This window comes from Parafrankia sp. BMG5.11, assembly GCF_004337455.1.
Window position 1 is genome coordinate 1 of sequence record NZ_SJXI01000104.1, and the last position, 22306, is coordinate 22306.

15 protein-coding genes and 3 pseudogenes are annotated in these 22306 nt (G+C 70.0%); 8 read left to right on the top strand and 10 right to left on the bottom strand.

The window, feature by feature from the left end; translation table 11 throughout:
• Positions 1 to 123: 123 nt before the first annotated feature.
• The 5 genes from E0504_RS44070 to E0504_RS44090 all read right to left on the bottom strand — a co-directional run bounded on the left by E0504_RS44070 (position 124) and on the right by E0504_RS44090 (position 5924).
• The gene (locus E0504_RS44070; protein ID WP_243657908.1) at positions 124 to 849 is read right to left on the bottom strand and encodes a reverse transcriptase domain-containing protein; all 726 of its coding nucleotides are present in this window, start codon (positions 847 to 849) and stop codon (positions 124 to 126) included.
• Positions 850 to 1715: 866 nt separating this feature from the next.
• Positions 1716 to 2435, bottom strand: a complete 720-nt coding sequence (locus E0504_RS44075) for a hypothetical protein (RefSeq protein ID WP_112109305.1) — start codon at positions 2433 to 2435, stop codon at positions 1716 to 1718.
• Positions 2436 to 2706: 271 nt separating this feature from the next.
• Positions 2707 to 3774, bottom strand: coding sequence for an integrase core domain-containing protein (locus E0504_RS44080; protein WP_131627424.1), 1068 nt, complete (start codon positions 3772 to 3774; stop codon positions 2707 to 2709).
• A 207-nt stretch (positions 3775 to 3981) separates the two neighbouring features.
• A complete protein-coding gene (locus E0504_RS44085) occupies positions 3982 to 4650 on the bottom strand; it encodes a response regulator transcription factor (RefSeq protein ID WP_112109230.1) in 669 nt (222 codons plus the stop codon).
• Complete coding sequence (locus tag E0504_RS44090; RefSeq protein ID WP_243657909.1) at positions 4647 to 5924, bottom strand: sensor histidine kinase; 1278 nt, start codon at positions 5922 to 5924, stop codon at positions 4647 to 4649. The genes E0504_RS44085 and E0504_RS44090 overlap by 4 nt, the downstream gene beginning before the upstream one ends.
• 289 nt (positions 5925 to 6213) lie before the next feature.
• Between E0504_RS44090 and E0504_RS44095 the strand changes: the two genes are divergently transcribed.
• From E0504_RS44095 to E0504_RS44105, 3 genes are read left to right on the top strand one after another with little or no spacing between them, the layout of a single operon-like run.
• Entirely contained in the window at positions 6214 to 6900 is a 687-nt protein-coding gene (locus E0504_RS44095; protein ID WP_131627426.1) for a DUF2306 domain-containing protein, read from the top strand.
• The gene (locus E0504_RS44100) at positions 6897 to 7721 is read left to right on the top strand and encodes an ABC transporter ATP-binding protein (RefSeq protein ID WP_131627428.1); all 825 of its coding nucleotides are present in this window, start codon (positions 6897 to 6899) and stop codon (positions 7719 to 7721) included. The genes E0504_RS44095 and E0504_RS44100 overlap by 4 nt, the downstream gene beginning before the upstream one ends.
• Positions 7718 to 10243 (top strand): FtsX-like permease family protein, encoded by a 2526-nt coding sequence (locus tag E0504_RS44105; RefSeq protein WP_131627430.1) that lies wholly within the window; start codon positions 7718 to 7720, stop codon positions 10241 to 10243. Before E0504_RS44100 ends, E0504_RS44105 begins: the two co-directional genes overlap by 4 nt.
• A 42-nt stretch (positions 10244 to 10285) precedes the next feature.
• Here E0504_RS44105 and E0504_RS44110 read toward each other — a convergent pair.
• The 3 genes and pseudogenes from E0504_RS44110 to dctA form a co-directional block, all read right to left on the bottom strand.
• A pseudogene (locus tag E0504_RS44110) lies at positions 10286 to 10842 on the bottom strand (DNA-binding response regulator).
• A gap of 915 nt (positions 10843 to 11757) precedes the next feature.
• On the bottom strand, positions 11758 to 12000 hold the full coding sequence (locus E0504_RS44115; RefSeq protein ID WP_235013665.1) for a hypothetical protein: 243 nt from the start codon (positions 11998 to 12000) through the stop codon (positions 11758 to 11760).
• 772 nt (positions 12001 to 12772) lie between these two features.
• Positions 12773 to 14179: a C4-dicarboxylate transporter DctA gene (dctA, locus tag E0504_RS44125; RefSeq protein WP_112104969.1), complete on the bottom strand. Its 1407-nt coding sequence runs from the start codon at positions 14177 to 14179 to the stop codon at positions 12773 to 12775.
• 143 nt (positions 14180 to 14322) lie between these two features.
• Here dctA and E0504_RS44130 point away from each other — a divergent pair, with 143 nt between their 5' ends.
• The 3 genes and pseudogenes from E0504_RS44130 to E0504_RS44140 all read left to right on the top strand — a co-directional run bounded on the left by E0504_RS44130 (position 14323) and on the right by E0504_RS44140 (position 18026).
• A complete protein-coding gene (locus E0504_RS44130; RefSeq protein ID WP_112104968.1) occupies positions 14323 to 15999 on the top strand; it encodes a sensor histidine kinase in 1677 nt (558 codons plus the stop codon).
• Between the two features lie 13 nt (positions 16000 to 16012).
• Positions 16013 to 16738 carry a response regulator gene (locus E0504_RS44135; protein ID WP_112104967.1) on the top strand — a complete coding sequence of 242 codons (726 nt, stop codon included), beginning with the start codon at positions 16013 to 16015 and terminating at the stop codon, positions 16736 to 16738.
• A 182-nt stretch (positions 16739 to 16920) separates the two neighbouring features.
• Positions 16921 to 18026 (top strand): annotated as a pseudogene (locus tag E0504_RS44140) (integrase core domain-containing protein).
• A 116-nt stretch (positions 18027 to 18142) separates the two neighbouring features.
• On the opposite strand, the gene E0504_RS44145 reads toward E0504_RS44140, so the two are convergent.
• Positions 18143 to 18901, bottom strand: coding sequence for a TetR/AcrR family transcriptional regulator (locus E0504_RS44145; RefSeq protein ID WP_373694003.1), 759 nt, complete (start codon positions 18899 to 18901; stop codon positions 18143 to 18145).
• 425 nt (positions 18902 to 19326) lie between these two features.
• Here E0504_RS44145 and E0504_RS44150 point away from each other — a divergent pair, with 425 nt between their 5' ends.
• Both E0504_RS44150 and E0504_RS44155 read left to right on the top strand, forming a co-directional pair.
• Positions 19327 to 20277 (top strand): alpha/beta hydrolase, encoded by a 951-nt coding sequence (locus E0504_RS44150; RefSeq protein WP_112104965.1) that lies wholly within the window; start codon positions 19327 to 19329, stop codon positions 20275 to 20277.
• Between the two features lie 155 nt (positions 20278 to 20432).
• A complete protein-coding gene (locus tag E0504_RS44155; protein ID WP_112104964.1) occupies positions 20433 to 21935 on the top strand; it encodes an MFS transporter in 1503 nt (500 codons plus the stop codon).
• Between the two features lie 113 nt (positions 21936 to 22048).
• On the opposite strand, the pseudogene E0504_RS44160 reads toward E0504_RS44155, so the two are convergent.
• Positions 22049 to 22306, bottom strand: a pseudogene (locus E0504_RS44160) (integrase core domain-containing protein); the annotation flags it as partial.

A 22306-nucleotide genomic window follows, 5' to 3' on the forward strand; every position in this document is an offset into this window, starting at 1 on the left:
CCCCACCTGAGACACGCTCTTAACCGCAGCGGCGTGCGGCGGTTTGGGACCTCCCCCTGCAGGGCGATCCCGGAGGGCCAACCTCCATCTCCAGTGCAACACCGCTCTCAGGCGCTCCGTCTCCTACACCGGAACCTCCCTCAGCGTTCGTGGCACACCATCGTCGGAGTAGCGCTCGAACGGGACGGCCGGGTACTTTCTGGCCATCCACCGGTCGAACACATAGTGCCCGAAAATGTTAGCCAAAAGGGGCGACAGCGGACCGCCTTGTGCGCATCCACTCGTCCGCTCCACGGTGACCCCGTCGGCCCTGACCAGCGGGGCCGCAATCCACCGCTCCACATACAGGCCGATCCAGCGGGTCTCCGGATCCAGGTAGGTGTTCACCGCTGCCATCAGCTTGTCCCACGGAATGCTGTCGAAGTACCCCCGGATATCCAGATCGATAGCCCAGGAATATTTCCACGAGCGTTGCCTCGCCGCGGCGACCGCGCCCAACGCCGACCGGCCTGGCCGGTAGCCGTACGAGTCCGGGTGGAACCCCGGCTCCGTCCTCGGCCCCAGCACCAGCGCGGCCACCGTCTGGGCGACCCGGTCCGCCACGGTCGGCACCGCCAGCGTCCGCTGGCCGCCTTCCGGCTTCGGTATCACCACCTCGCGCAGCGGCGGCGGGAAGTAGGTGCCCGACGACATCCGGTTCCACGTCTTGTAGAGGTTGCCTTTCAGCCTCTCCTCGAACATGGCCACCGTCACGCCGTCGACTCCCGCCACTCCCCTGTTGTCCCGCACCTTCTCTAACGCCTCCACAAACAGACGCCTGTCAATGTCAAACGGCTTCGGCTGTGACACGCCGACCGGCTCCTCCCGCATCCACGGTTGACCGACAGTACTGTCACCGGACAGCCCGCCCCCTTCGCTCCACCCCCATTACAGAGGCTTCACCACTACTACGAGGCGGTCCGCCCCTTCGTCTCCCCATTCGGTACTCGCCCCTCACGGTTTCCGCCGCTTGGGGTTTCCCTCACCCAGCCAGGCAAGCCCGGTCGGACCGCGGAGGCGTAAGGTTCCCACGTTCCCCACAGGAGCCAGGATCGGACTCGCGCCACCTACATGCCGAACGCCGCCCGGGCAGTAAACGGGTATCCCCCGGACTCATCCCGAAGCCTTGATCACGACCTCGGTTCTGACGTTGTCCATATTCTTTCGACACTTCGACAGTGGTTCGCTCTCGCTCGCCTTCCCGACCCGCACCTGACCCGGTCCTCCCCGGGCCTTTTCCGTCACGCTCACGACCCCGCCCGTTGAGACGACGCCGCTGACGGTGGTTTGCGGCCACCCCCCGCATGGCGGCCACGGAGGGCCATACCTCCATCTCCCATGGAGCACCGCTCCAGAAGATCCCTGTCTATCTCAAGATCAGAGTCTCCCTTCACGCTCGTGGCGCAAGATCAACGAATATCGCAACGCCTGACCACTTGCGCGGAAGATCCTGTCAACCGCAAAAGACCAGATCACAGGCAGAATCGGGGTTCTGGAGCCCCACAGGCGCCGGCGGTGTAGCTGATCCCGGGGTCGGCGGTGGCGAGCTGGGTGCCGGCGCGGGTCACGGAGAGGGTGAGCACGCCGGTGGTCTGGCTCGCGCCGCCACGATGCCTACGGCCAGGCAGGCTGCGATGACAGCGAGAATGAGAGCGATCTTTTTCATGGCATCCCCTTCAGTAGCCGGTTCCAGCACGCTGGACGCCGATGTGTTCCACCCATTCGCCGCTGTCCCGTGCGCCCCAGAAGCCCATGCGGACGTCCGCCCCGGAGACACCCCAGGGCAGGCCGTGCTCGAGTAGTCGGAGGCCGAACCGGCCCTCGGAGTCGGGCCCAGCCGGCCAGCCGGCCGAGCACAGTTCCCGCGGGTACAGGCACGGGTTCGTGGTGAAGAACCGGCGGTGCTCGAGCCAGGCGTTGCCGTCCTCGTCGGTCTGCTCGACGTAGTCGTCGGGGTGCTGCTCGACGATCCCGCCGGCGGCCCGCTCGGCGTCGTTCCATGGCTGTCGGCGGAGTGCGAGTTGGGCGAGGTGGGGCCGGCTGGTGAGCACATCGGCCATGGCGCCTAGGTCGACGGGCTGATGGAAGATGAAGTCGTCTTCGACGTGGAAGACGAAGTCGTCTTCGACGTAGAAGGCGAAGTCGAGGGCCCGGTTAATGCTGAGGACGCTCCAGGCCCAGCTGATGGCGCCACCGAAACCGCGCCGCGGGCCGATACCCAGCTGGACGAACTGCGGGTACCGCTTGGCGAGCTGGGCTCGGTGGTCATCGTCGCCAGAGTCGTCGTGCATGAACCATTCCGTGATGGGTCCACCGAGGTGCCAGCTGGCCGACTGCACGGCGCGGTCAAGGTGCTCGTCTCGACCGTCGGTCATGACGAGCACAGCGATGCTCATGGGGACGGCGCCTCCTCAGTCCTGTCGAGGTTGCACGTCCCCGCATCCGCCCGTAGTACGCAAGAGCCCCCGCCTCATGCTCGGCCGGGAGAACCGTCCGGGAACCAGGCATGGCTGCCCGGTTCGACCACCAGTGGTGGGCAGCGGACCCGACCCCCAAGGGCCGGCAGGACTGAGCAAGCGCCGTCCCCGCTCACGGCACAGGTAGTCCGTTCGCCTGGGCGATGGCGTGTGGGGTGTCAGAACTCGGCACCGGTGGTGGCCTGGGGTTTTAGGTGGCTCGTTCGTATTCGTTGATCAGGCCGCCGAGGACAGGCTGGCGCTTGATCCGTTCCCTGGCCAGGTCGGCGACGGGGTGGTCGGGCCGTGGTGGTTGAAGGTCGCGGCCGCGGTGGGGTCGTCGTCCGTTGTAGTGCCGTGCGTACGCGGTCAGGACCGTGCGCAGGTGCCACTCGCCGAAGATCGGCATCCGGTCGGTGACCTCGGTCCGGACCATGTGGACGAACCGTTCCGCGTAGGCGTTCGCCCGCGGGGTTCGGGGTGGGATCTTGACGGCGGTGATGCCGGCGTCGGCGAGGACCGCGTCGAACGACGCGGTGAACTGCCCGGCCCGGTCGCGGACCAGGAACTGGAAGTCGGCCGTCCGGTCGCCGAGGTCCATGAGGAGGTTCCGGGCTTGTTGGGTGGTCCACGGGCCGTCCGGGTGGGCGGTGACTCCGAGGATGTGGACGGTGCGGGAGCCGGCCTCCAGGACGAAGAAGCAGTACAACCGCCGCAGCGTCACGGCGCAGTCCATATGGAAGAAGTCGACGGCCAGCATGGTCGAGGCCTGGGTGCGCAGGAACTGCCGCCACGTCGTGTCGATCTGCCGCCTGGGCGCCGGTGGCAGCCCGAGGGTCTTCAGGATCCGGCGGATCGTGGAGGCGCTCACCCGGTGGCCGAGCTTGAGGAGCTCGCCCTGGATCCGCTGGTACCCCCACGTCGTGTTCTCGGTCGCGAGCCGTTCGATGAGGGTGGCGATCTCCGTGCTGACCGGTGGTCGTCCCGTCCGCTGCGGATGGGTCCATTTCCGTGTGATCAGACGGCGGTGCCACCGCAGGGCGGTGCCGGGGGTGACCAGCCGGTGCGCTCGCAGCGTCTTGGGGAGAACCCTGATCAGTGCGGCGAGCACCGCGCGATCCGCCCAGTCCCACCGCGGCTTGGGCTGGGTACGGCGCAGCACCGCGACCTCGTGCCGCAACACGAGCAGCTCGATGTCCTTCGACGCCGACGAACGACCGAGGAGGACCAGCCAGCCGCACACCCGAACGAAGATCAGATAGAGCAGGCGGATGGACATAGTCGACCATCATGCCGGCAGCCTGCTCCGCCGCGTCAGCCCAGGTCACAGGCCCAAGCCGACTTCTGGCACCCCACAACCTTCGCGGGGCTGCGACGGGCGGCCGTCGACACCGACGGGCACCTCACCGGCGATGGTGATCCGGTGCCTGAACCGCTCGAAGCCGGGATGGCCCAGGTCACCGGGGGAAGGTGGGCGGTGTGCGGGTCAGGGGCCGGGGGCCGTCATGTCGACGAACCCGGCGCGGTACGCCCACACCACCGCCTGGGTGCGGTCCCGGACACCCAGCTTGCTGAGGATCCGCTTGACGTGGGTGCGGACCGTCTCGACCGACAGGTTCAGGACGGCCGCGATCTCGGTGTTCGACCTGCCCTCGGCCAGTGCCCGCAGCACCTCCGCCTCCCGGTCGGTCAGCTGGTCGGCCCGCGTCAGCAGCTCGCGGTCGGGCACGCGACGGCGGGCGAGCGTGGCCAGCAGCCGGCGGGTCACCGCGGGGGCGACCAGCGCGTCGCCCGCGGCGACCACCCGGATGCCGTCGATCAGCTGCTCAGGGGTGGCCCGCTTGAGCAGGAAGCCGTCGGCGCCGGCGGCGAGGGCGTCCTCGACCACCTTGTCGACGTCGAAGGTGGTCAGCACCAGGACCCGCGGCCGGGGATGCGGCCAGCTGGTGATCTGGGACGTCGCCCAGACGCCGTCCCGACGGGGCATGCGCACGTCCATGAGCACGACGTCGGGCCGGTAGCTGCGTGCCGCCAGCACCGCCTCCTCTCCGGTGGCCGCCTCGGCGGCGACACAGATGTCCGGCTCGGCGTCCAGCAACGCCCGCAGCCCGCTGCGCACCAGGCCGTCGTCGTCGGCCAGCAGCACGGTGATCACGAGCCGGTGGCCGGGTGCGTCGGGAGGGTGGCCAGCACCCGGAAGCCGCCCTCGACGGGTCCGGCCTCGAACGACCCGCCCTCGAGCCGGGCCCGCTCCCGCATGCCGATCAGCCCCCGGCCCGGCACCGGGGAGGCGAACCCGGCGCCCTCGTTGAACACCTCGACCCGGATCTGGTCGGCGACCCGGCTGACCCGAACGCGGATCCGTCCCGTGTCGGTGTGCCGGACGGCGTTGGTCAGCGCCTCCCGCACGATCCGGTACAGCACCCGCTCGCTGCCCGCCGACAGGTCGACGGGTTCGGCGTCGAGGTCCACCTCCCGCCCGGTGGCGCGGATCCGGTCGGCGAGCGCCGCCAGTCCTTGGGCGCCCGCCTGGCCGTGGGTGTCGTCCGGGTCGTCGTCACTCACGTCGAGGCCCTCGTCGCCCTGGCGCGGGTCCTGGACCGGATGCAGCACCCGCAGCATCCGGTCCAGCTCGCCCAGCGCCTCCCGGCCCACGTTCTCGATGTCGGCGAGCGCCTGCTGGGCGAAGGCCGGGTTCTCCGCGAACAGCCGCCGCGCGACGCCCGCCTGCAACACCATCACGTTCACGGTGTGGCCCAGCGCGTCGTGCAGCTCGCCCGCCAGCCGGCCTCTTTCCTCGTGCAGCAGGCGCTCGGCGGCCAGCGCCTGCTCCCGTGCCTCGCCGCGGACCTGGGCGTGCTGCGCCGCGGCGACCGCGCGGCGGCTGCGCGCGGCGTCGCCGCCGACCGTCGCGATGAGGAAGGACATCGTGATCCCGGCCATGTCCTCGACCGTCAGGGCACCGCGGTCGAAGAGGGCGTAGCCGCCGACGGCCATGACGCACAGCGCGGTGCTGGCGATCCGGACACCACGGCCGCCCACCGAGAAGCAGCCGAACAGGGCCAGCCACGCTGGCCACTGGACGGCCACGACGGCGTAGCCGGCCGCGGCGTTGACCGCGACGATCGTCGACGTCACCGCCATCGCGGCGAGCGGCGCGGCCTGCCGCCAGGCCAGCGCCAGCGCGGACACCGTGGCCAGCGCGGCCGTGACCGCGTCCGGCGGGTGGTAGGGCGCCCGACCGGACGAGACCAGTGTCACCGTGATCGTCGCGACCGCCAAGCCGATCGCCAGCCAGACGTCGGCCCGGTACGGGCGCGCGCGCCACAGCGGATGGCCCGGACGGGCTCCGGGCGAGGCGGCGCCCTCCCGGGGCAGCGGGCCGGGCGGGACGGACAGGACGTCGGAAGCGACCATGGCCGAGGACACAGCCCATCGTGACCGGCTTCGCGGCCGTGACGCCATCCCCAGGCCGGGCAGCCGGCGTCACCCGCGCGGGTGACGCCGAGGGTGACCAGACGCGGGCCGATACGACCCGCCAGGGTGTCGACCCCCGGTCCCCCGCCCGGCGACCCTGACCGAGGCGCTGGTCGCCCAGCGCGGGCAGACCGCCACGGCCAGCCCGGTCCACAGCCTGTCCGCCCCTCCCCCAGAGCTGCCCCGAGCCGCTCCAAGCCTGCTCAGAACCCGCCCCCTGAACCCGTCCCGGAGGCACCCGATGTCCACCCTGGCCTCTTCCACCGGCCCCGCCCGCGGCCGGGGCCACGCCGCCGCCTGGTGGTTTGCGCTCAGCGCGGTGGCCATCGCGCTGTTCGCCCCGCTTCCCTACCTGACAACGTCCCTGACGGCCCTGGCCGAGCAGGACAGCGACCTGGCGCTGAACTACGTCGACCGGCCGACGCCGATCCAGATCGCGTTCTACCTGCACGTCGCGTTCGGGGGACTTGCCCTGCTGCTCTCGCCTGTCCAGCTCTCCGCGCGGGTGAGAGCCCGAGCACCCAGGCTGCATCGGACGGCCGGACGGATCACGCTCAACGCCATCCTGGTCGCCGGGGTCGCGGGAGCCGTGCTGGCGTCGGTGAACCTCGCGGGTCCGGTCGGCACCGCCGGCTTCGGTCTGCTGGCGCTGTTGTGGGTGAGCTTCGCCGTCGCGGCGTGGCGGGCCATCCGCCACCGCGACGTCCCCGCCCACCGGCGCTGGGCGCTGCGGGCGTTCGCCCTGACCTATGCCGCGGTGACCCTGCGGCTGTGGCTGGGGGTGCTGATCGCCACGCAGACCGGGCTGGCGGGCACCGACGCCGACGTCGCGTTCGACCGGGCCTACCACGTCGTGCCGTTCCTGTGCTGGGTGCCGAACCTGCTCGTCGCCCAGTGGTTCCTCACCCGGCGGGAGGTGTCGGCATGACGGCGGCGGTGGCGCTGCGCGGCGTCAGCAAGGTCTACGGCCGACGGACCGCCGCCGTGACAGCGCTCGACGACGTCACGCTCGCCTTCGTCCGCGGCACCTTCACCGCGGTGATGGGTCCGTCGGGCTCGGGCAAGTCGACGCTGCTGCAGTGCGCGGCGGGTCTGGACCGGCCGACGGCGGGCGAGGTCTTCCTCGACGGCGAGAACCTGGCCCGGCTGAGCGAGAACGCGCTGACCGTGCTGCGCCGGGACCGGGTCGGCTTCGTCTTCCAGGCCTTCAACCTGGTGCCGTCCCTGACCGCCGAGCTGAACGTGGCATTGCCACTGCGGCTGGCCGGACGGCGGCCGCGCCGGCGCGAGGTCCGGGAGGTGCTCGAGGCGGTGGGCCTGGCCGACCGGGGCCGGCGTCGGCCGGCGGAGCTGTCGGGCGGCCAGCAGCAGCGGGTGGCGATCGCGCGGGCGCTGGTGACCCGTCCGTCGGTGCTGTTCGCCGACGAGCCCACCGGCGCGCTGGACTCGACGACCGGCCGCGAGGTGCTGACGTTGCTGCGCGGACTGGTCGACCGGGACGGTCAGACCATCGTGATGGTGACGCACGACCCGGTCGCCGCCTCCCACGCGGACCGGGTGGTGTTCCTGGCCGACGGTCGGCCCGCGGGCGAGCTGCGCGATCCGACTCCGCGGACGGTCGCCGCCCGGCTGGCCGGCCTCGAGCCCGCGGCCGAGCCGGCCGAGGCCACGGCAGCGGCCGTGACGCGCGCCAGAGCGGGTGAGCCGCCGAGCGGGCGTCTGACCGGGCCGGTGGGTGAGCGGCCATGATCCGGCTGGTCTGGCACACCGTCCGCGCCCGCAAGGGCAGCCTGGTGGGCACATTCGTCGCGCTGACGCTCGGCGTGGCGCTGCTGGCCGCGATGGCGCTGACCCTCGTGAGCAGCGTCGGGGGCGGCGGGGGCCGCCCGACCTGGTACGTCGATGCCGACGTGGTCGTGGCAGGTGGCGGCACTGTCAGTGTCACCACCGGTTCAGGCGAGGACCGGGAGACGGCCTCGCTGCGTACCGCCACCGCGCGCGGGCTGCCGAGCGGCCTGCGCGACCGTCTGGCCGGCCTGGACGCTTCCCTGGTGCTGGACTTCGCGGCGTACGCGACAGCGCCCGGAGCGCCCGGTGACACCGTCCGCCCGTGGTCGGCCGCCGCCCTGCACGCCTACGGGTGGGTCGCGGGCGGGCCGCCCCGTGGTGCTCGGGACGTCGTGCTCAGCGCCCCGACCGCCCACCGTCCCGGAGCCGAGATCACCGTCGTCACCGGGCGCGGCGTGGAGCGCTTCGTGGTCAGCGGCGTGCTGCGCACCGACGCCCCGGCGGCGCTGTACACCGCCGACGCCGTTGCCGAGGAGCTCGCAGACGGCCGCGTCGCGGCGGTCGCGCTGAACGCGCCGGGCACCGGCCCGGCCGGCGCCAGCACACCCTCCGTCATGTCGTTGGCCGACGCCGCCCGCGCCGTCGTCGGCGACACCGCGCTCGAGGACGGCTCCGTTCAGGTGCTCACCGGCGACGACCGGCGCCGAGCCGAGCCGGACCCCGACGCCGAGCGGCGGACGGAGGCGGTCGCCCTGCTCGCCGCCACCACGGGGCTCGCCGGCTTCGTGTCGATCTTCGTGGTCTCCGGGACGTTCGCCTACGCCGTGACGGCCCGGCGCCATGAGTTCGGCCTGCTGCGGGCCGCCGGCGCCACGCCCCGCCAGGTCTTTCGGATCGTGCTCGGCGAGGCCCTCACCGTCGGCGTGCTCGCCTCGCTGGCCGGCGGTGCCCTGGGAGCCGCGATCGCCCCGGACTTCGCCGCGCGCCTGGCCCGCACCGGGTTCGTGCCCAGCGACTTCACCGCCCGGTTCGTCTTCTGGCCGGTGGCCGCCGCGTTCGGGACCGGGCTGGGCGTGGCCCTGCTCGGTGCCTGGGTGGCGGCGCGGCGAGCGGGGCGGGTGCGCCCGGTCGAGGCGCTGCGCGACGCGGCGGTGGACCGCCGGCCGATGACGACGGCGCGCGCGCTGGCCGGCCTGCTCGCTCTCGGCTGCTGCGTGCCGCTGGTCGCGGTGCTGGTGGCGAACCCGAGCGCGGACGCCGTCGCGCTCATCATGATCACGGCGCTGTTCCTGATCGTCGCCTGCGCGATGTTCGCTCCGCTCGTGGTGCCACCGCTGGTGTCGCTGCTCAGTGCCCCGCTGTCGGGGTCGTCGGGGGCGGTGGGCCTGCTCGCCGGCCATGGCGCGCGGGCGGCCGTGCTGCGCACCGCCGCGACCGCGGCGCCGATCCTGGTGACCGTCGGGATTGCCGGCTCCACCCTGACCGGGCTCGGCACCCTGCAGGCGGCGACGCAGAACACGGCACGGGAGCGGATCACGGCCGAGGCACTCACCATCCCCGTCACCGGGAAGGGGCTGCCCGACGCGAGCGTCGCCGCCCTGCGCGAGGTCCCCGGGGTGAGTGCCGCCGTTCCCGTCACCGAGAGCCGGGTCTACGTTCGGGACGGCGACGAGCCGGAGGGCTGGACCGGCTACTACTCGTCGGGCGCGGACCTCGCCGCCGTACTCGACGTCCCCCTGGTCGCGGGATCGCTGGCCGACCTCGCCGGCACCGACACGGTCGCCGTTCCGGAGGGTCGCTGGGAGCTCGGCGAGACGGCCGAGCTGTGGCTCGGTGACTCGACGCCGGCACGGCTGCGGGTGGTGGCCGTCTTCGAGAGGCAGCTCGACCTCTCGGAGACCGTCCTGCTGCCGTCGCGGCTGCGCGACCGCCACGCCCTCCCGGTGGCCGACGTCGTCTACCTGCGGCTGGCACCGGACGCGTCGTTGGAACAGGTACACGCGGCGGCCGCCGCCGGTGCCGGAACGGTGGTCGACACCGGGAGCTACCTCTCGGCGGCGGGCGAGGAGGAGGCACGGGTGAACCGGCAGGCGTCGGTCGCCATGCTCGGCCTGTCGCTCGTCTACACCGGCATCGCGATCGCCAACACCCTCGTGATGGCGACCCGGGACCGCGCACGGGAGTTCGCGACCATCCGGCTCGCCGGTGCCACCCGCCGTCAGGTGCTGTGGGTGGTCGGCACCGAGGCGGTGCTGGTGACCTGCATCGGGGTGCTGCTGGCCGCGGTCGTCACGGCGGTCACGGCGCTCGGTGCCCGCCACGGCCTGGCCGACATCGCGCCGTCCGTGCCGCTGGCCGTGCCCTGGGCTCCGCTCGCCGGGATCGTCCTGACCTGCCTGGTCACGGCCGTGCTGGCCAGCGTGATCCCGGCCGCGCTGCTGCTGCGTCGCCGCCCCGCCGAGCTGGCCGGCGTCCGCGAGTAGGCCCGCCGGCGCGGGCATGATCCCTCGCGGGGCCGCCTCCGGTCAGATCCAGCCGCGGACGCGGGCGAGCTGGACGGCCTCGTGCCGGTTGACCGCGCCCAGCTTGCGACCGCCGACGACAGGTAGTTGCGCACGGTGCCCCGCGACAGCGACACCCGTGCCGCGATCTCCTCCACCGGCGCGCCGCCAGCGGCCAGCTCCGGCACCTCCGCCTCGCGCGGCGTCAGCGGGCTGTCCCCGGCCGCGATCGCCTCGGCCGCCAGCTCCGGGTCCACGTACCGGCCGCCGCCGTGCACCACCCGCACCACGTCGGCGAGCACCTGCACGGACACGGTCTTGGGCAGGAAGCCGCGCGCTCCGGCGGCGAGCGCCCGCCTGAGATAGCCGGGCCGCCCGTGGCTGGTCACGATCACGTTGGCGCACGCGGGCAGGTCGGCGTGCAGCGCCTGGGCGACAGCAATGCCGTCCAGGCCGGGCATCTGCAGGTCGAGCAGCGCGACGTCGGGGCGGTGGAGCCGGGCCGTCACCAGCGCCTCCGGCCCGGATGCCGCCTGCGCGACCACCGTGATGTCGTCCTCCATGGACAGAACCGTGCACAATGCGAACCGCTACCCCACCATCCCCGGCCCCACGATCACCATCCCTGACCGCAGGGACAGGCCGTCTACCAGCGGAAACGTGCGGCCTCGCCGTCGTGCGTCCGCGCACGGGGCGCGGGCCACGACCCCGGGATGACACCAAGTGTCGGGGCCAGCAGGCCATGGCCCCGACCATCAGCCCGGACGTCCGCGTTGGGCGGTGCGCTCGGGTAGCTGGAACGACGCGGCCACGATGACCGGGATTGCATGGTGGGATGCTGCCCGCTGTTCAATCACTTCGCTGGACCGACATGCGGATAGGGAACCGGACGGGCGACCCCGACTCGGCGTCGCCCAGCCAGCCCATTCCAGGCACTCCCAGAAATGAGGACGGGGATCGGCCGGTGTTCGTTCGCCACACCGGCCGATCTCGCGGAGCTCGTAGGTGACGCGCGCCGTGACCCACCGTCATATGGCCACCGCGAATGTCGGGCCGCACCGGAACGTCCGCGCGCACAACGCGCATGCATCTTCCCAGTACAGGGTCGACGGTGGATCCGCGCAGGAGGTATGCCAGGTTGCTCAATTTGCGGAGCAACCGGCTTTTAACCAGCTCGAATGATGGTCATAGACCGCGCCTCCAGTTGATCAAAATTGCTTTGACCTGCATGGTTGGAGAACCTAACCGATCGGCATTCGATTTCAGAATTTCACTAGCGCTCAATGCGCGCTCATTTGACCGGGCCCCGAAAAATGATTTCGAGCAGGCCCGGCAATGTGCGGCTCGACCCTCTGGAGAGGGTTGTCCCGAACATGCCTGGTTATGATCGACACCGAGCTCACCCACGCCATCTGACCACCGGCCGGCCGGACCCCAGCATGCGCGTCTACCTCACGACACAACAGTGCCGACGCAGGTAAACCTGGAAGACCGGGTCAGGATGGGTCGAGCTGTGAGGCCAGGTAAACGATATCGACCGGGTCACCGTTAGTGAGCACGTCATGCACCTCGCGGTACGCCTGGCGGTACTCGGAAAGGATGACGACAGCGCCGGCGGTGTCCACCGTCTCTCCGATTTCGACCGCCGCGTTGGCCAGGTGTCGGACGCCACGGTTGGCGCGCTCCGCGGTGAGCAGGCGGGCAGCGATTGCGTCGAGTCGGCTGGTATCGCCCATCATGACCTTCAATTCCCGTTTCGAGGTGGCTGTGCTCGCGCCGCTGTCGATGGTCTACCCATGATGGCCGGCAGCCGACCACGCGGGTAGCAACGTGGGTCGGGTAGCCCGGGGGGATCTCACCCCCGGGCTCCCACAGATCCCGGCGTGACGATCTCTCGTCACCGGGCTCCTGTCATCCTGTCCACCAGGATCCCGCGGCCCATGCCCAGTGGGCGAAGAGCCGGGGCTGCTGGCTGGTGATGCGCTGCCTGTGGGGTGCCAGAACTCGGCCACCGGCGTTGACCTGGCCTTCTTTAGCCGGCCCACAGCGGGTGCCGTCGTCACCCGCCTCGGCAGGAGCGGCTCTCCTACGCGGCTGAGGAGATCCGCAGTGCCGGTACGGACCACAACCCGTCGCTTCCGGCACGTGACGATCATGGCGGTGGTCAAACCGCAGGTCATCCCTGCTCACAGGCCCAGGCCGACTTCTGGCACCCCACACCATCCGGCAGGCAAATACGCAGGTCACCGCCCAAATCGGGGTTCTGGAGCCCCACAAGGCAAGGACAGGGTTTGCGGGGCCTGTGACCATGGCGGTGGACCTTCGGTGACGGCAGTGGTACGGCCGGGCGGAAGGATCAGCTATCGGCGGATGTCAGCGCACGTGTCGGATCGACAGCTCAGACGTGCTGACTGTGAGGGCGGTGAGTGTGATGGTCAGCGCCGCGTCGGACCCATCGACGCGACAGCGCCGCTGCCGGCGCACGGCTACGTCTCCCGCCCGGCCTGTCGGTTAGCGGTTACCGCCGACCAGAGTGGGTTGGGCCTGCGCCGGTGCCTCAAGTAGCTCCCCGGTCTCGATCGTCTCCGGCACGTCGAGCCTGTCGGTGACGTCCGGTGTGTAGTCCGGACCCGCGTTCAGCGCCTTTCGCATCTGCTCCTTGTCGAGGACGCCTTCCCAGTTCGCGACGACGAGGGTGGCGAGGGTGTTGCCACAGACGTTGGTGAGCGCCCGGCACTCCGACATAAACTTGTCGACCCCGAAGATCAGCATGATGGCGGCGACCGGAATTGTCCCGACGGTCGACAGCGTCGCCGCGAGCACGATGAAGCCGGAGCCGGTGACCCCGGCAGCGCCTTTGGAGGTCAGTAGCAGCACACCGATGATGGTGAGCTGCTCGCCGAGGGAGAGGTCGACGCCGACCGCCTGGGCGAGGTACAGACTGGCGAGCGTCAGGTAGATGCAGGTCCCGTCCAGGTTGAAAGAGTATCCGGTAGGAACTGTGAGACCCACGACCTGGCGTGGCGCTCCGAGTCTCTCCAGTTTTGTCATGATTTGCGGAAGGACAGATTCGGAGGACGATGTCCCAAGGACGATCAGGAGTTCCTCTCGGATGTATCGCAGCAGCTTGAAGATGTTCACGCCGATGGTCGCAGCAATCGTGCCGAGCACAACGACAACGAAGAACAGAGACGTGCCGTAGAAGACCGCGACAAGCTTTCCGAGGCTGGTGAGGGTGTCGATTCCGTACTTGCCGATAGTGAAGGCCATGGCGCCGAACGCGCCGACTGGCGCCGCGTACATGATGAACCGGAGTACCTGGAACATGGTGCGGCCGACCCGCTCGATTCCGCCGGCGATTGCGGCACCTTGCTTGCCGGTGAGGTTCAGTGCGATGCCGAATAGTACGGCGAAGAACAGTACTTGGAGCACCTTGCCCTCGGCGAACGCGCCGACCACGCTGTCCGGTACAACGTCTGCCAGGTGATCGCCCCAGCCCTTTGACTCGCCCTGTGCGATGTACCCGCCGACGGTCTCATTGACCGACAGCGTGTCCGGGTCGGCGTTGACGCCGTCACCGGGACGCAGCACGTTCATCACGACGAGCCCGAGCACCAGCGCGGCGGTGGTGACGAGCTCAAAGTAGGTGAACGCCTTCAGCCCCACCCGGCCTACCTTGCGCAGGTTGTCGACCTGCGCGATGCCGCCGACCACTGTGCAGAACACGATGGGAGCGATGATCATTTTGATGGCGTCGACGAAAGTCGTGCCGAGTGGCTGAAGGTCGACACCGACTCCTGGGGAGAAGTGGCCCACTAGGATTCCGGCGACGATCCCCGCCAGCACCCAGACGTAAAGCTGCCGGTACCAGCGCCGGCGTGCGGGTCCCGTCCGCGACGGGGCCGATAACGTGGTCATGCGAGCCTCCTAGCCGGGCGGTTCCGTGTACCCGCCCCGTGTGGTGGCGTTACAGTGGCTGCGTTCACGATCATGGGTCACGGTTTTGGTCGTACTGTTCACGGCGTCTGGTGCCAACTGGTCCCGGCCGGCACACTGGGCCGATGGCCACAACACCCGGTGGTGCGGACGACCCCGGCGGCGGTCGCGGCACGCGGCTGAGCCGGCGCAGCATCGCGGGCCAGGTGCTCGTCCTGCAGGTCGCGGTGGTCGTACTCCTCGTGGTGGCTGCGGTTGCCGCCTCGGTGCTACAGGCCCGTCGCACGGCGGAACACCAAGCACGCGATCTCGCCGTCGCGGTCGCGGAGACCTTCGCCCATGCTCCAGGGATGGTCGCGGCCCTGAGCTCGGCCGATCCGAGCGCTTCGCTGCAGCCGCTGACCGAGGCCACCCGAGCCCGGACCGGGGTCGACTTCCTCGTCGTGATGAATCCGGTCGGGATCCGGTACACCCACCCTGACCCGACCCGAATCGGCCAGCGCTTCCTCGGACACACCGAACCAGCGGTACGAGGCGAGGTGGTCACCGAGACCTACTCGGGAACGTTGGGCCCGTCAGTACGCGCGGTCGTGCCGGTCACCGTCAGCGATGGGAAGATTGCCGCTCTGGTCGCCGCAGGCATCACCGTCGAGAACGTCAGCCAGACGGCCGGCCGGCAACTCCCGGTACTCCTGGTTGCCGGACTGGCTGCCGTCGCGCTAGCGGTGGGCGGCACGGTGCTGGTCAACCGCCGCCTTCGGCGGCAGACTCGCGGCCTCGGCCCGGTAGAGATCACCAGGATGTACGAACATCACGACACCGTGCTGCACGCTGTTCGGGAAGGGGTTCTCATCGTCGATGACCAGGCTCGGGTGCTCCTGGCCAATAACGAGGCCCGCCGGCTCCTCGGCCTCCCGTCGGACGCCCATGGGCGGCCGGTCGCGGAACTCGGCCTTGATCCGGCGGCGCTGGACCTACTCGGCAGTGGTCGTCCAGCCGAGGACACCGTGCTGCTGGCCGGCGACCGGATGCTCGCGGTCAATCAGAAACCCACCGTCCGCGACGGGAAACCGCTCGGCAGTGTCGCGACGATCCGGGACACCACCGAACTCCAAGCGCTGACCGGCGAACTCGACGCGGTCCGGGGCATGGCGGATGCGTTGCGTGCCCAGAGCCACGAAGCCGCGAACCAGCTTCATATCGTGGTCACCCTGATGCAGCTCGATCGGCTGGACGAGGCCGTCGAGTTCGCCACCGCCGGGCTCGCTGACTCACAGCAGCTCGCTGACCGGATGCTGACCGCCGTCGACGAGCCGGTCCTGGCGGCCCTGCTGCTCGGTAAGACCGCCCAGGCGGCCGAGCGCGGCGTGGAACTCGTCGTCACCGACGACACCCGGTTCGAGGTCTTCGACGTCGAGGCGGCTGAGCTGGTGACGGTCATCGGCAACCTCATCGACAACGCAATCGAGGCCGCGGTCGCAGGAGAGGCCCCGAGGCGGGTGACGGTCTCGGTGCGTACCGAGCCCGACGGCCTGACGGTCCGGGTCTCTGACACAGGTCATGGCCTCGATCCGACACAGGCCGCGGCGGCGTTCGAACGCGGCTGGACCACCAAGACGAGCACGTCAACGGGCGAGGCAGCACGCGGGCGAGGTCTCGGGCTCGCCCTGGTCCGGCAGGTCGTCCGGCGCCACGGCGGCCAGATCGAGGTGGGTCGCGACAGCGGTGCGGTGTTCACTGTCCGCATCCCTCGGCAACACGGGAGCGTCGACATGTCCACGGCGATGACTCCGGCCCGATGAGGTTGCCCACGCGATGATGAGCCGACCCGGCGCGCCGATTCGCACACTCGTCGTCGATGACGACCAGGTCATCGCCGACGCCCACCGCAGCTACGTCGAAAAGCTGCCCGGGTTCGTCGTCACCGACGTGGCCATCAGCGGCCGTCACGCCCTTCACCTCGCCAGCCTGGGCAACGTCGATCTTGTCCTGCTCGACTTCCGCTTACCCGACATCGGCGGGCTCGACATCTGCCGCGCCCTGCGCGGCGGCGGCGCGCCGCTCGACGTCATCGCCGTAACGTCGGCACGCGACCTGCCCACCGTCCGCTCGGCGGTCTCATACGGTGTGGTCCAGTACATCGTCAAACCGTTCACCTTCACGGTGTTCCGTGACCGCCTCGAGCGCTACGCAGCCTACCGAACCCAGATCACCGCGCACACGGATGCCGACGTCCTCGGCCAGCGAGACGTGGACCGAGCCCTGGCCACACTACGAAGCGCTGAATCCGACACCGTCCACCAGCCGAAAGGTCTGTCGGTAGAAACCCTCGACGCGGTTGTCGCCTACCTCAGCAGAGCTGCCGCCAAACCCGGCGCCGCGGACCTGACCGCAGCCGGGGTGGCAGCCGCGGTCGGCATCTCCCGCGTCACCGCGCGCCGCTACCTCGAACGGCTCACGAACCAACGCCTGGTGAACCGATCCCAACGATACGGAAGCGGTGGACGACCCGAATACCTCTACCGATGGATAGGTAACTGAACGGCAGCCTCCGCGTCCTCGACGGACCAGTCGAGATGAGTTGTGGGTGCCCGAAACTCGTCCGCAGGACCTGACCAGGGCTTCTGTCTCACCCGATGATCGATAGGCCTTCCCCCGGAGGCGATCGGACACCTATACCCTGTGGGGCTCCAGAACCCAGATTTGGACGGTGACCTGCATGTTTGTCTGCCGGACGGGGCCCGCGTCGGGCAGGCTGGATGGTCATGGTGTGGTCGCTGCTCCACGCCCTGACACGCAACGCTCTCGGACTGATGCTGCTCCGCGTGCGCGGCGACACCGCGAAAGACGTGGAGCTCCTCGTCCTGCGACATCAGGTGGCGGTGCTTCGACGGCAGGCGAACAGCCCGACGCTGGAACCGGCGGACCGCGTCATCCTCGCAGCCCTGTCCCGGCTGCTCCCCCGGGCCCGCTGGGGTTCGCTCTTCGTCACCCCAGCCACCGTGCTGCGCTGGCACCGTGACCTCCTCGCACGAAAATGGACCTACCCCCGCAAGACCCCCCCCGGGCGGCCGCCGGTCCGCCGGGAGATCCGCGAACTGGTCCTACGCCTCGCGCAGGAGAACCCGACCTGGGGCCACCGCCGGATCCAGGGAGAACTGATCGGGCTGGGCTACCCGGTCGGGGTCGCCACCGTCTGGCGGATCCTGCACCGCGCCGGCATCGACCCCGCACCCCGCAGGTCCGACACCTCCTGGCGCACATTCCTACGCACCCAGGCCTCCGGCATCCTGGCCTGCGACTTCTTCACCGTCGACACCGCGTTCCTCCAACGGATCTACGTGTTCTTCGTCGTCGAACACGCCACCCGCCATGTCCACCTCCTCGGGGTCACGAAGCACCCGACCACGGCCTGGGTCACCCAGCAGGCACGGAACCTGCTGATGGACCTTGAGGAGCGCAGCCACCGGTTCCGGTTCCTCCTCCGTGACCGCGATACGAAGTTCACGGCTTCCGTCGACGCTGTCTTCGCCGGGGCCGGCATCGACGTGGTGCGCACACCACCGCAAGCCCCGCAGGCGAACGCGATCGCGGAACGCCGGATCGGCACCGCCCGCCGGGAATGCACCGACAGGCTGCTGATCGTCTCCGGACGGCACCTGACGTCGGTCCTCGACAGCTACGCGGAGCATTTCAACACCCACCGCCCCCACCGCTCCCTCAGCCAGCACCTGACCCGCCACCCGCAGTCGCCCCAATCCCGGAGTCCACCGTCCGTCGCACACGCATCCTCGACGGCATGATCAACGAATATCGCAACGCCGCCTGACCACTTCCACAGAAGATCACGTCAACCGCAAAAGACCAGCTCACAGGCCGAAACCCGGGTTCTGGAGCCCCACAGGGTCACCTTCGCGCTTCTTGGCCACCAGCCTTACGACCAGCTCAATGTGGAGGCGTTCGCGACGCCGACTTTGAGATCCCCGGCCTGTCGATGTCCTGGCCCAGCCCGAGCGATCTGATGAGGTCGAGGAGCTCGACGCGGTAGAGCTCGGCGGGGTCATTGGTCAGGAGGCCGAGGTGGCCGTGGACCTCGAGTGCGACGAGGCCGTGCATGCGGCCCCAGACGCGCATGGCGAGGGCGACCCCGGCGGGTGGTAGCTCGGGAAAGGCGTCGCGGACGGCTGTCACCAGGTCGGGTGCGAAGTCGGACCACTGATGGTCGCCCACGGGCTGGACGGGTTCGGCATGGGGCCACGCGGCGGCGACGAGCTCGGTGAGCGCCAGGCAGGCCCGCTTGGCGGCGTCGAAGGTGGATCCGTCGCCGGGCGCGTGGTGGCCGGGCGCCGGATGATCGTAGATCAGCCGGAAGCGTTCCGGGTTGGCCACCGACCATCGGCGCACGGCCTGCCCCAGGGCCAGGATCCGGCCAGCGATGTCGTCGGGTGGGAGGGCGTCGCGGGCGATCTCTACCTCGTCCATAAGCGACGTGTAGACGTCGTTGATGAGCCTCGCGATCAACGCGTCGCGGGTGGCGAAGTAGCTGTAGATGGCGCTGCCGCTCATGTCCATCTCGCGGGCGATGGCGCGCAGGGAGATGGCGTCGGGGCCGCCCTCGGCCATGTGCCGCAACGCGATGGCCTGGATCTCGGCGGTGGTCTGCGCCCGTAGCCGCGCCCGTCGGCCTGGTGTCTGCTCTCCCACACTCGACATCGTACGACGCGCTTGTATAGTGCTCTGCATGGAAACTAAGCACTGCACGGGAATCGGTCGGTAGACGAGATACGGTCGGCGCACGAGATCCGCGCCCTCGGTCGCGGGGTTGTCCAGGGCTGTGGTGTTCGACGCTGTCCCGTCCGGTTCCCGCCTCGGGCAGGAGGCCGCAGGTCGTCGATGCCGCCAGACCGGCCCTCTACGACTTCGCCGCCGGCGACGGAAAGATCGTCATCGCCATCCAGCACCGACCAAGGCCGATTCTTTTGGGAGTTCGGATCACCCCGAGCAGGCATGCCCGTCGCAACCGGCTCCGATGCCGATGCCGCCGTCTTCAGCAACGGGCGTATTCGGCACGCCTATGCCTTCTTCGACACCAACGCCGGCTTACCACGGACACCCCTGGAAGGAATCACATGACGTTCGCACTCGATCCCCAGCTCGCAGTGGCCATAGCACCGTTCCTGGCAGCCGCGCCAGAAGTCGAGCCCCCGCCGGTGGGTGACTGGAAGACGCGGCGGGTGAGCGTTGAAGCGGCGCTGGCGCAAATGATCGATGCCTTGCCTGCACCCGAGGACGTGACGACCACGGACTACCAGACCAACGCCCACGATGGCGCCACTATCGCCCTGCGCTGGTATACCGCGCGCGAGTCGATGCCCGGATCGGCCGTCCTCTACTTCCACGGCGGCGGAATGATTCTCGGCAGTGTCGAACTCTACGATCCGTGGGTCGCCCGATACGTATCGGCAACCGGTGTCCCCATGTTGTCGGTCGAGTATCGCCTCGCCCCGGAGCACTCCCACCCCACGCCGGTGGAGGACTGCTACGCCGCGCTGCGGTGGTTGGCTGACCACGCAGTCGAGCTCGGGGTCGACCCAGCACGGATCGCGGTCATGGGCGACAGCGGAGGCGGTGGACTGGCCGCCGCGGTGGCCCTGCTGGCACGCGACCGAGGCGGCCCCGCACTGGCCCGACAGATCCTGATCTACCCGATGCTCGATGACCGCAACACCACGCCCGATCCCGCGATCGCACCGTTCGCGGGCTGGAACTACGACGACAACATCACCGGATGGGGTGCGCTGCTCGGCGCCGCGTACGGCGGGCCCGACGTCCCGCCGTACGCGGCGCCGGCCCGAGCAGACGACCTCACCGGCCTGCCACCGGCCTACGTCGAGGTGGGCGAGCTCGACATCTTCCGTGACGAGAGCATCGAGTATGCACGTCGGCTCGCGGCGGCCGGCGTTTCCACCGAGTTGCACGTGCACCCCGGGGCGCCCCACGGGTTCGACGCGTTGGGACCGGAGACCGATGTCGGGCGGCGCGCCACCGCCGACCGCGTCCGAGTCCTGACCGGTCTTTGAACCAGCCCAAAAAACTGAACAAGCCAGGAACTCGGCCTCGGATATTCAGTCGGATATTCAGCCTGGTCGCCCGACCGCGGGCGCGGAATTCCCCGGTTCTTGCCGTGCCCCGGGGCGCATTCCCCACTGCCACCACGTAGGAGACAGACGACCCCATGACTAATTCACCGACTCGGTCGCCAGCGCGGTCGGGAGGCAGGCTCGCACTAATCGCGTTTGCCCAGCTCATCATCGCACTTGACTACAACATCGTGTACGTGGCGCTGCCCGAGATCGGCGCCGACCTCGACTTCTCGGCCCAGTCGCTGCAATGGGTGGTGAGTGCCTACGCCGTCGGCTTCGGTGGCCTGCTCCTGTTCGGCGGCCGCGCGGTCGACCGGCTCGGGGCACGCCGGATCTTCCTGGTCGCCGTCGCCATCTACGGCGTCTCGTCCCTCGCCGGCGGGCTCGCCACCGAACCTGGGCTGCTCGTGGCCGCGCGTGCCCTGCAGGGCATCGGCGGAGCGCTGCTCTTTCCCGCCATCCTCACGCTGATCTACAGCGGCTTCGCCGAGGGAGCCGAGCGCAACCGCGCCCTGGCCGTCTGGGGCGCCGTCGGCAGCGGCGGCCTCGCCGCCGGCTCCCTGCTCGGCGGTCTGTTCACCGACTGGTGGGGCTGGGAGTCCGTCCTCTTCGTCAACGTCCCGCTCGCGCTGATCGCCCTGCTGGCCGCGCCGCGACTGCTGCCGGCCGACGCGCCTGTCAAGCGCGGCGTCAAGGCGTTCGATGTGCCCGGCGCACTGCTTGCCACCGCAGGCTCCTCGCTCATCGTCTTCGGCCTGGCCAGCGGCCCGGAGTCCGGTTGGACCTCGGTCCGTGCGCTGGGCACCATTGTGATCGGCGGCGTGCTCCTCGTCGCCCTGCTGGTGACCGAAGCCCGCACCCCGGAGGGGCTCCTCCCGCTGCGGCTGGTGCGCACCCGCACCCTGGCCACGACCATGGCGGTCGCCTTCCTCTTCATGGGCACCCTCGCCACCGGCTATTACGTGCTCACCACCTACCTCCAGCCCGTCCTCGGCTACAGCCCCACGGAGGCGGGCCTGGCATTCCTTCCCGTCTGCGTGTTCTCCATGATCGGAGGACCAGTGACGGCCGTCCTGCTCAACAGATTCGGCATCCGCGCCACTCTGGCCGGGGCTCTGATGATCAACGGCGGCGGCGTGGCCCTCGTCTGCGTGGTCATGGCTGTGGATGGCTCGTTCTGGTCGATGCTGCCCGGCATGGTCCTGTGGGGCCTGGGCGGCGGCGTCGGCTTCACCGCCACCTTCGCGGCGGCCGGCATGGGTGTCGCGCCGATGGAACAGGGCGTCGCCTCGGCGGTGGCCTCCACCTCCCAGCAGATCGGCGGCGCCGTGGGCCTGGCCGCCCTGATCGCGGTCGCCAACCACGGACTCGACTACAACGCGGTCCCCGGGCCCACGCTGGACGAGATCGTTTACGGCCTCCGGTGGGCCGGCGTCCTCGCCGGCGCCCTCTCGGTCGTCGGCGGCTTCGTCGCCCTGATCCTCAAGAGCGGCAAGGCCGCCGCTGCCGCGGTCAGGGAAGAACCTGCTGGGGATGAAGATGAACAGGTGACCGCAAGCGGCACCGCCGACGAAGCGATCGTCACCGCCCAGTAACTCCCGCCCCACCCAAGCTCGTGGTCGGCGCACCGAGCGCAACCTGACGGCGACCGGGGCGTCGAGATGCCTGTGGGGTGCCAGAACTCGGTCACCGGTGTTGACCTGGGGTTTTAGGCGGCTCGTTCGTATTCGTTGATCAGGCCGCCGAGGATGGGTTGGCGCTTGACGCTTCGTCAGGTCGGCGATGGGGTGCTCGGACGGTGGTGGCTGAAGGTTGCGGCCGCGGTGGGGTCGTCGTCCGTTGTAGTGGGCGGCGTACGCGGTCAGGACGGTGGGCAGGTGCCGCTCGCCGAAGATCAGCATCCGGTCGGTGACCTCGGTCCGGACCGTGCGGACGAACCGTTCCGCGTAGGCGTTCGCCCGGGGCG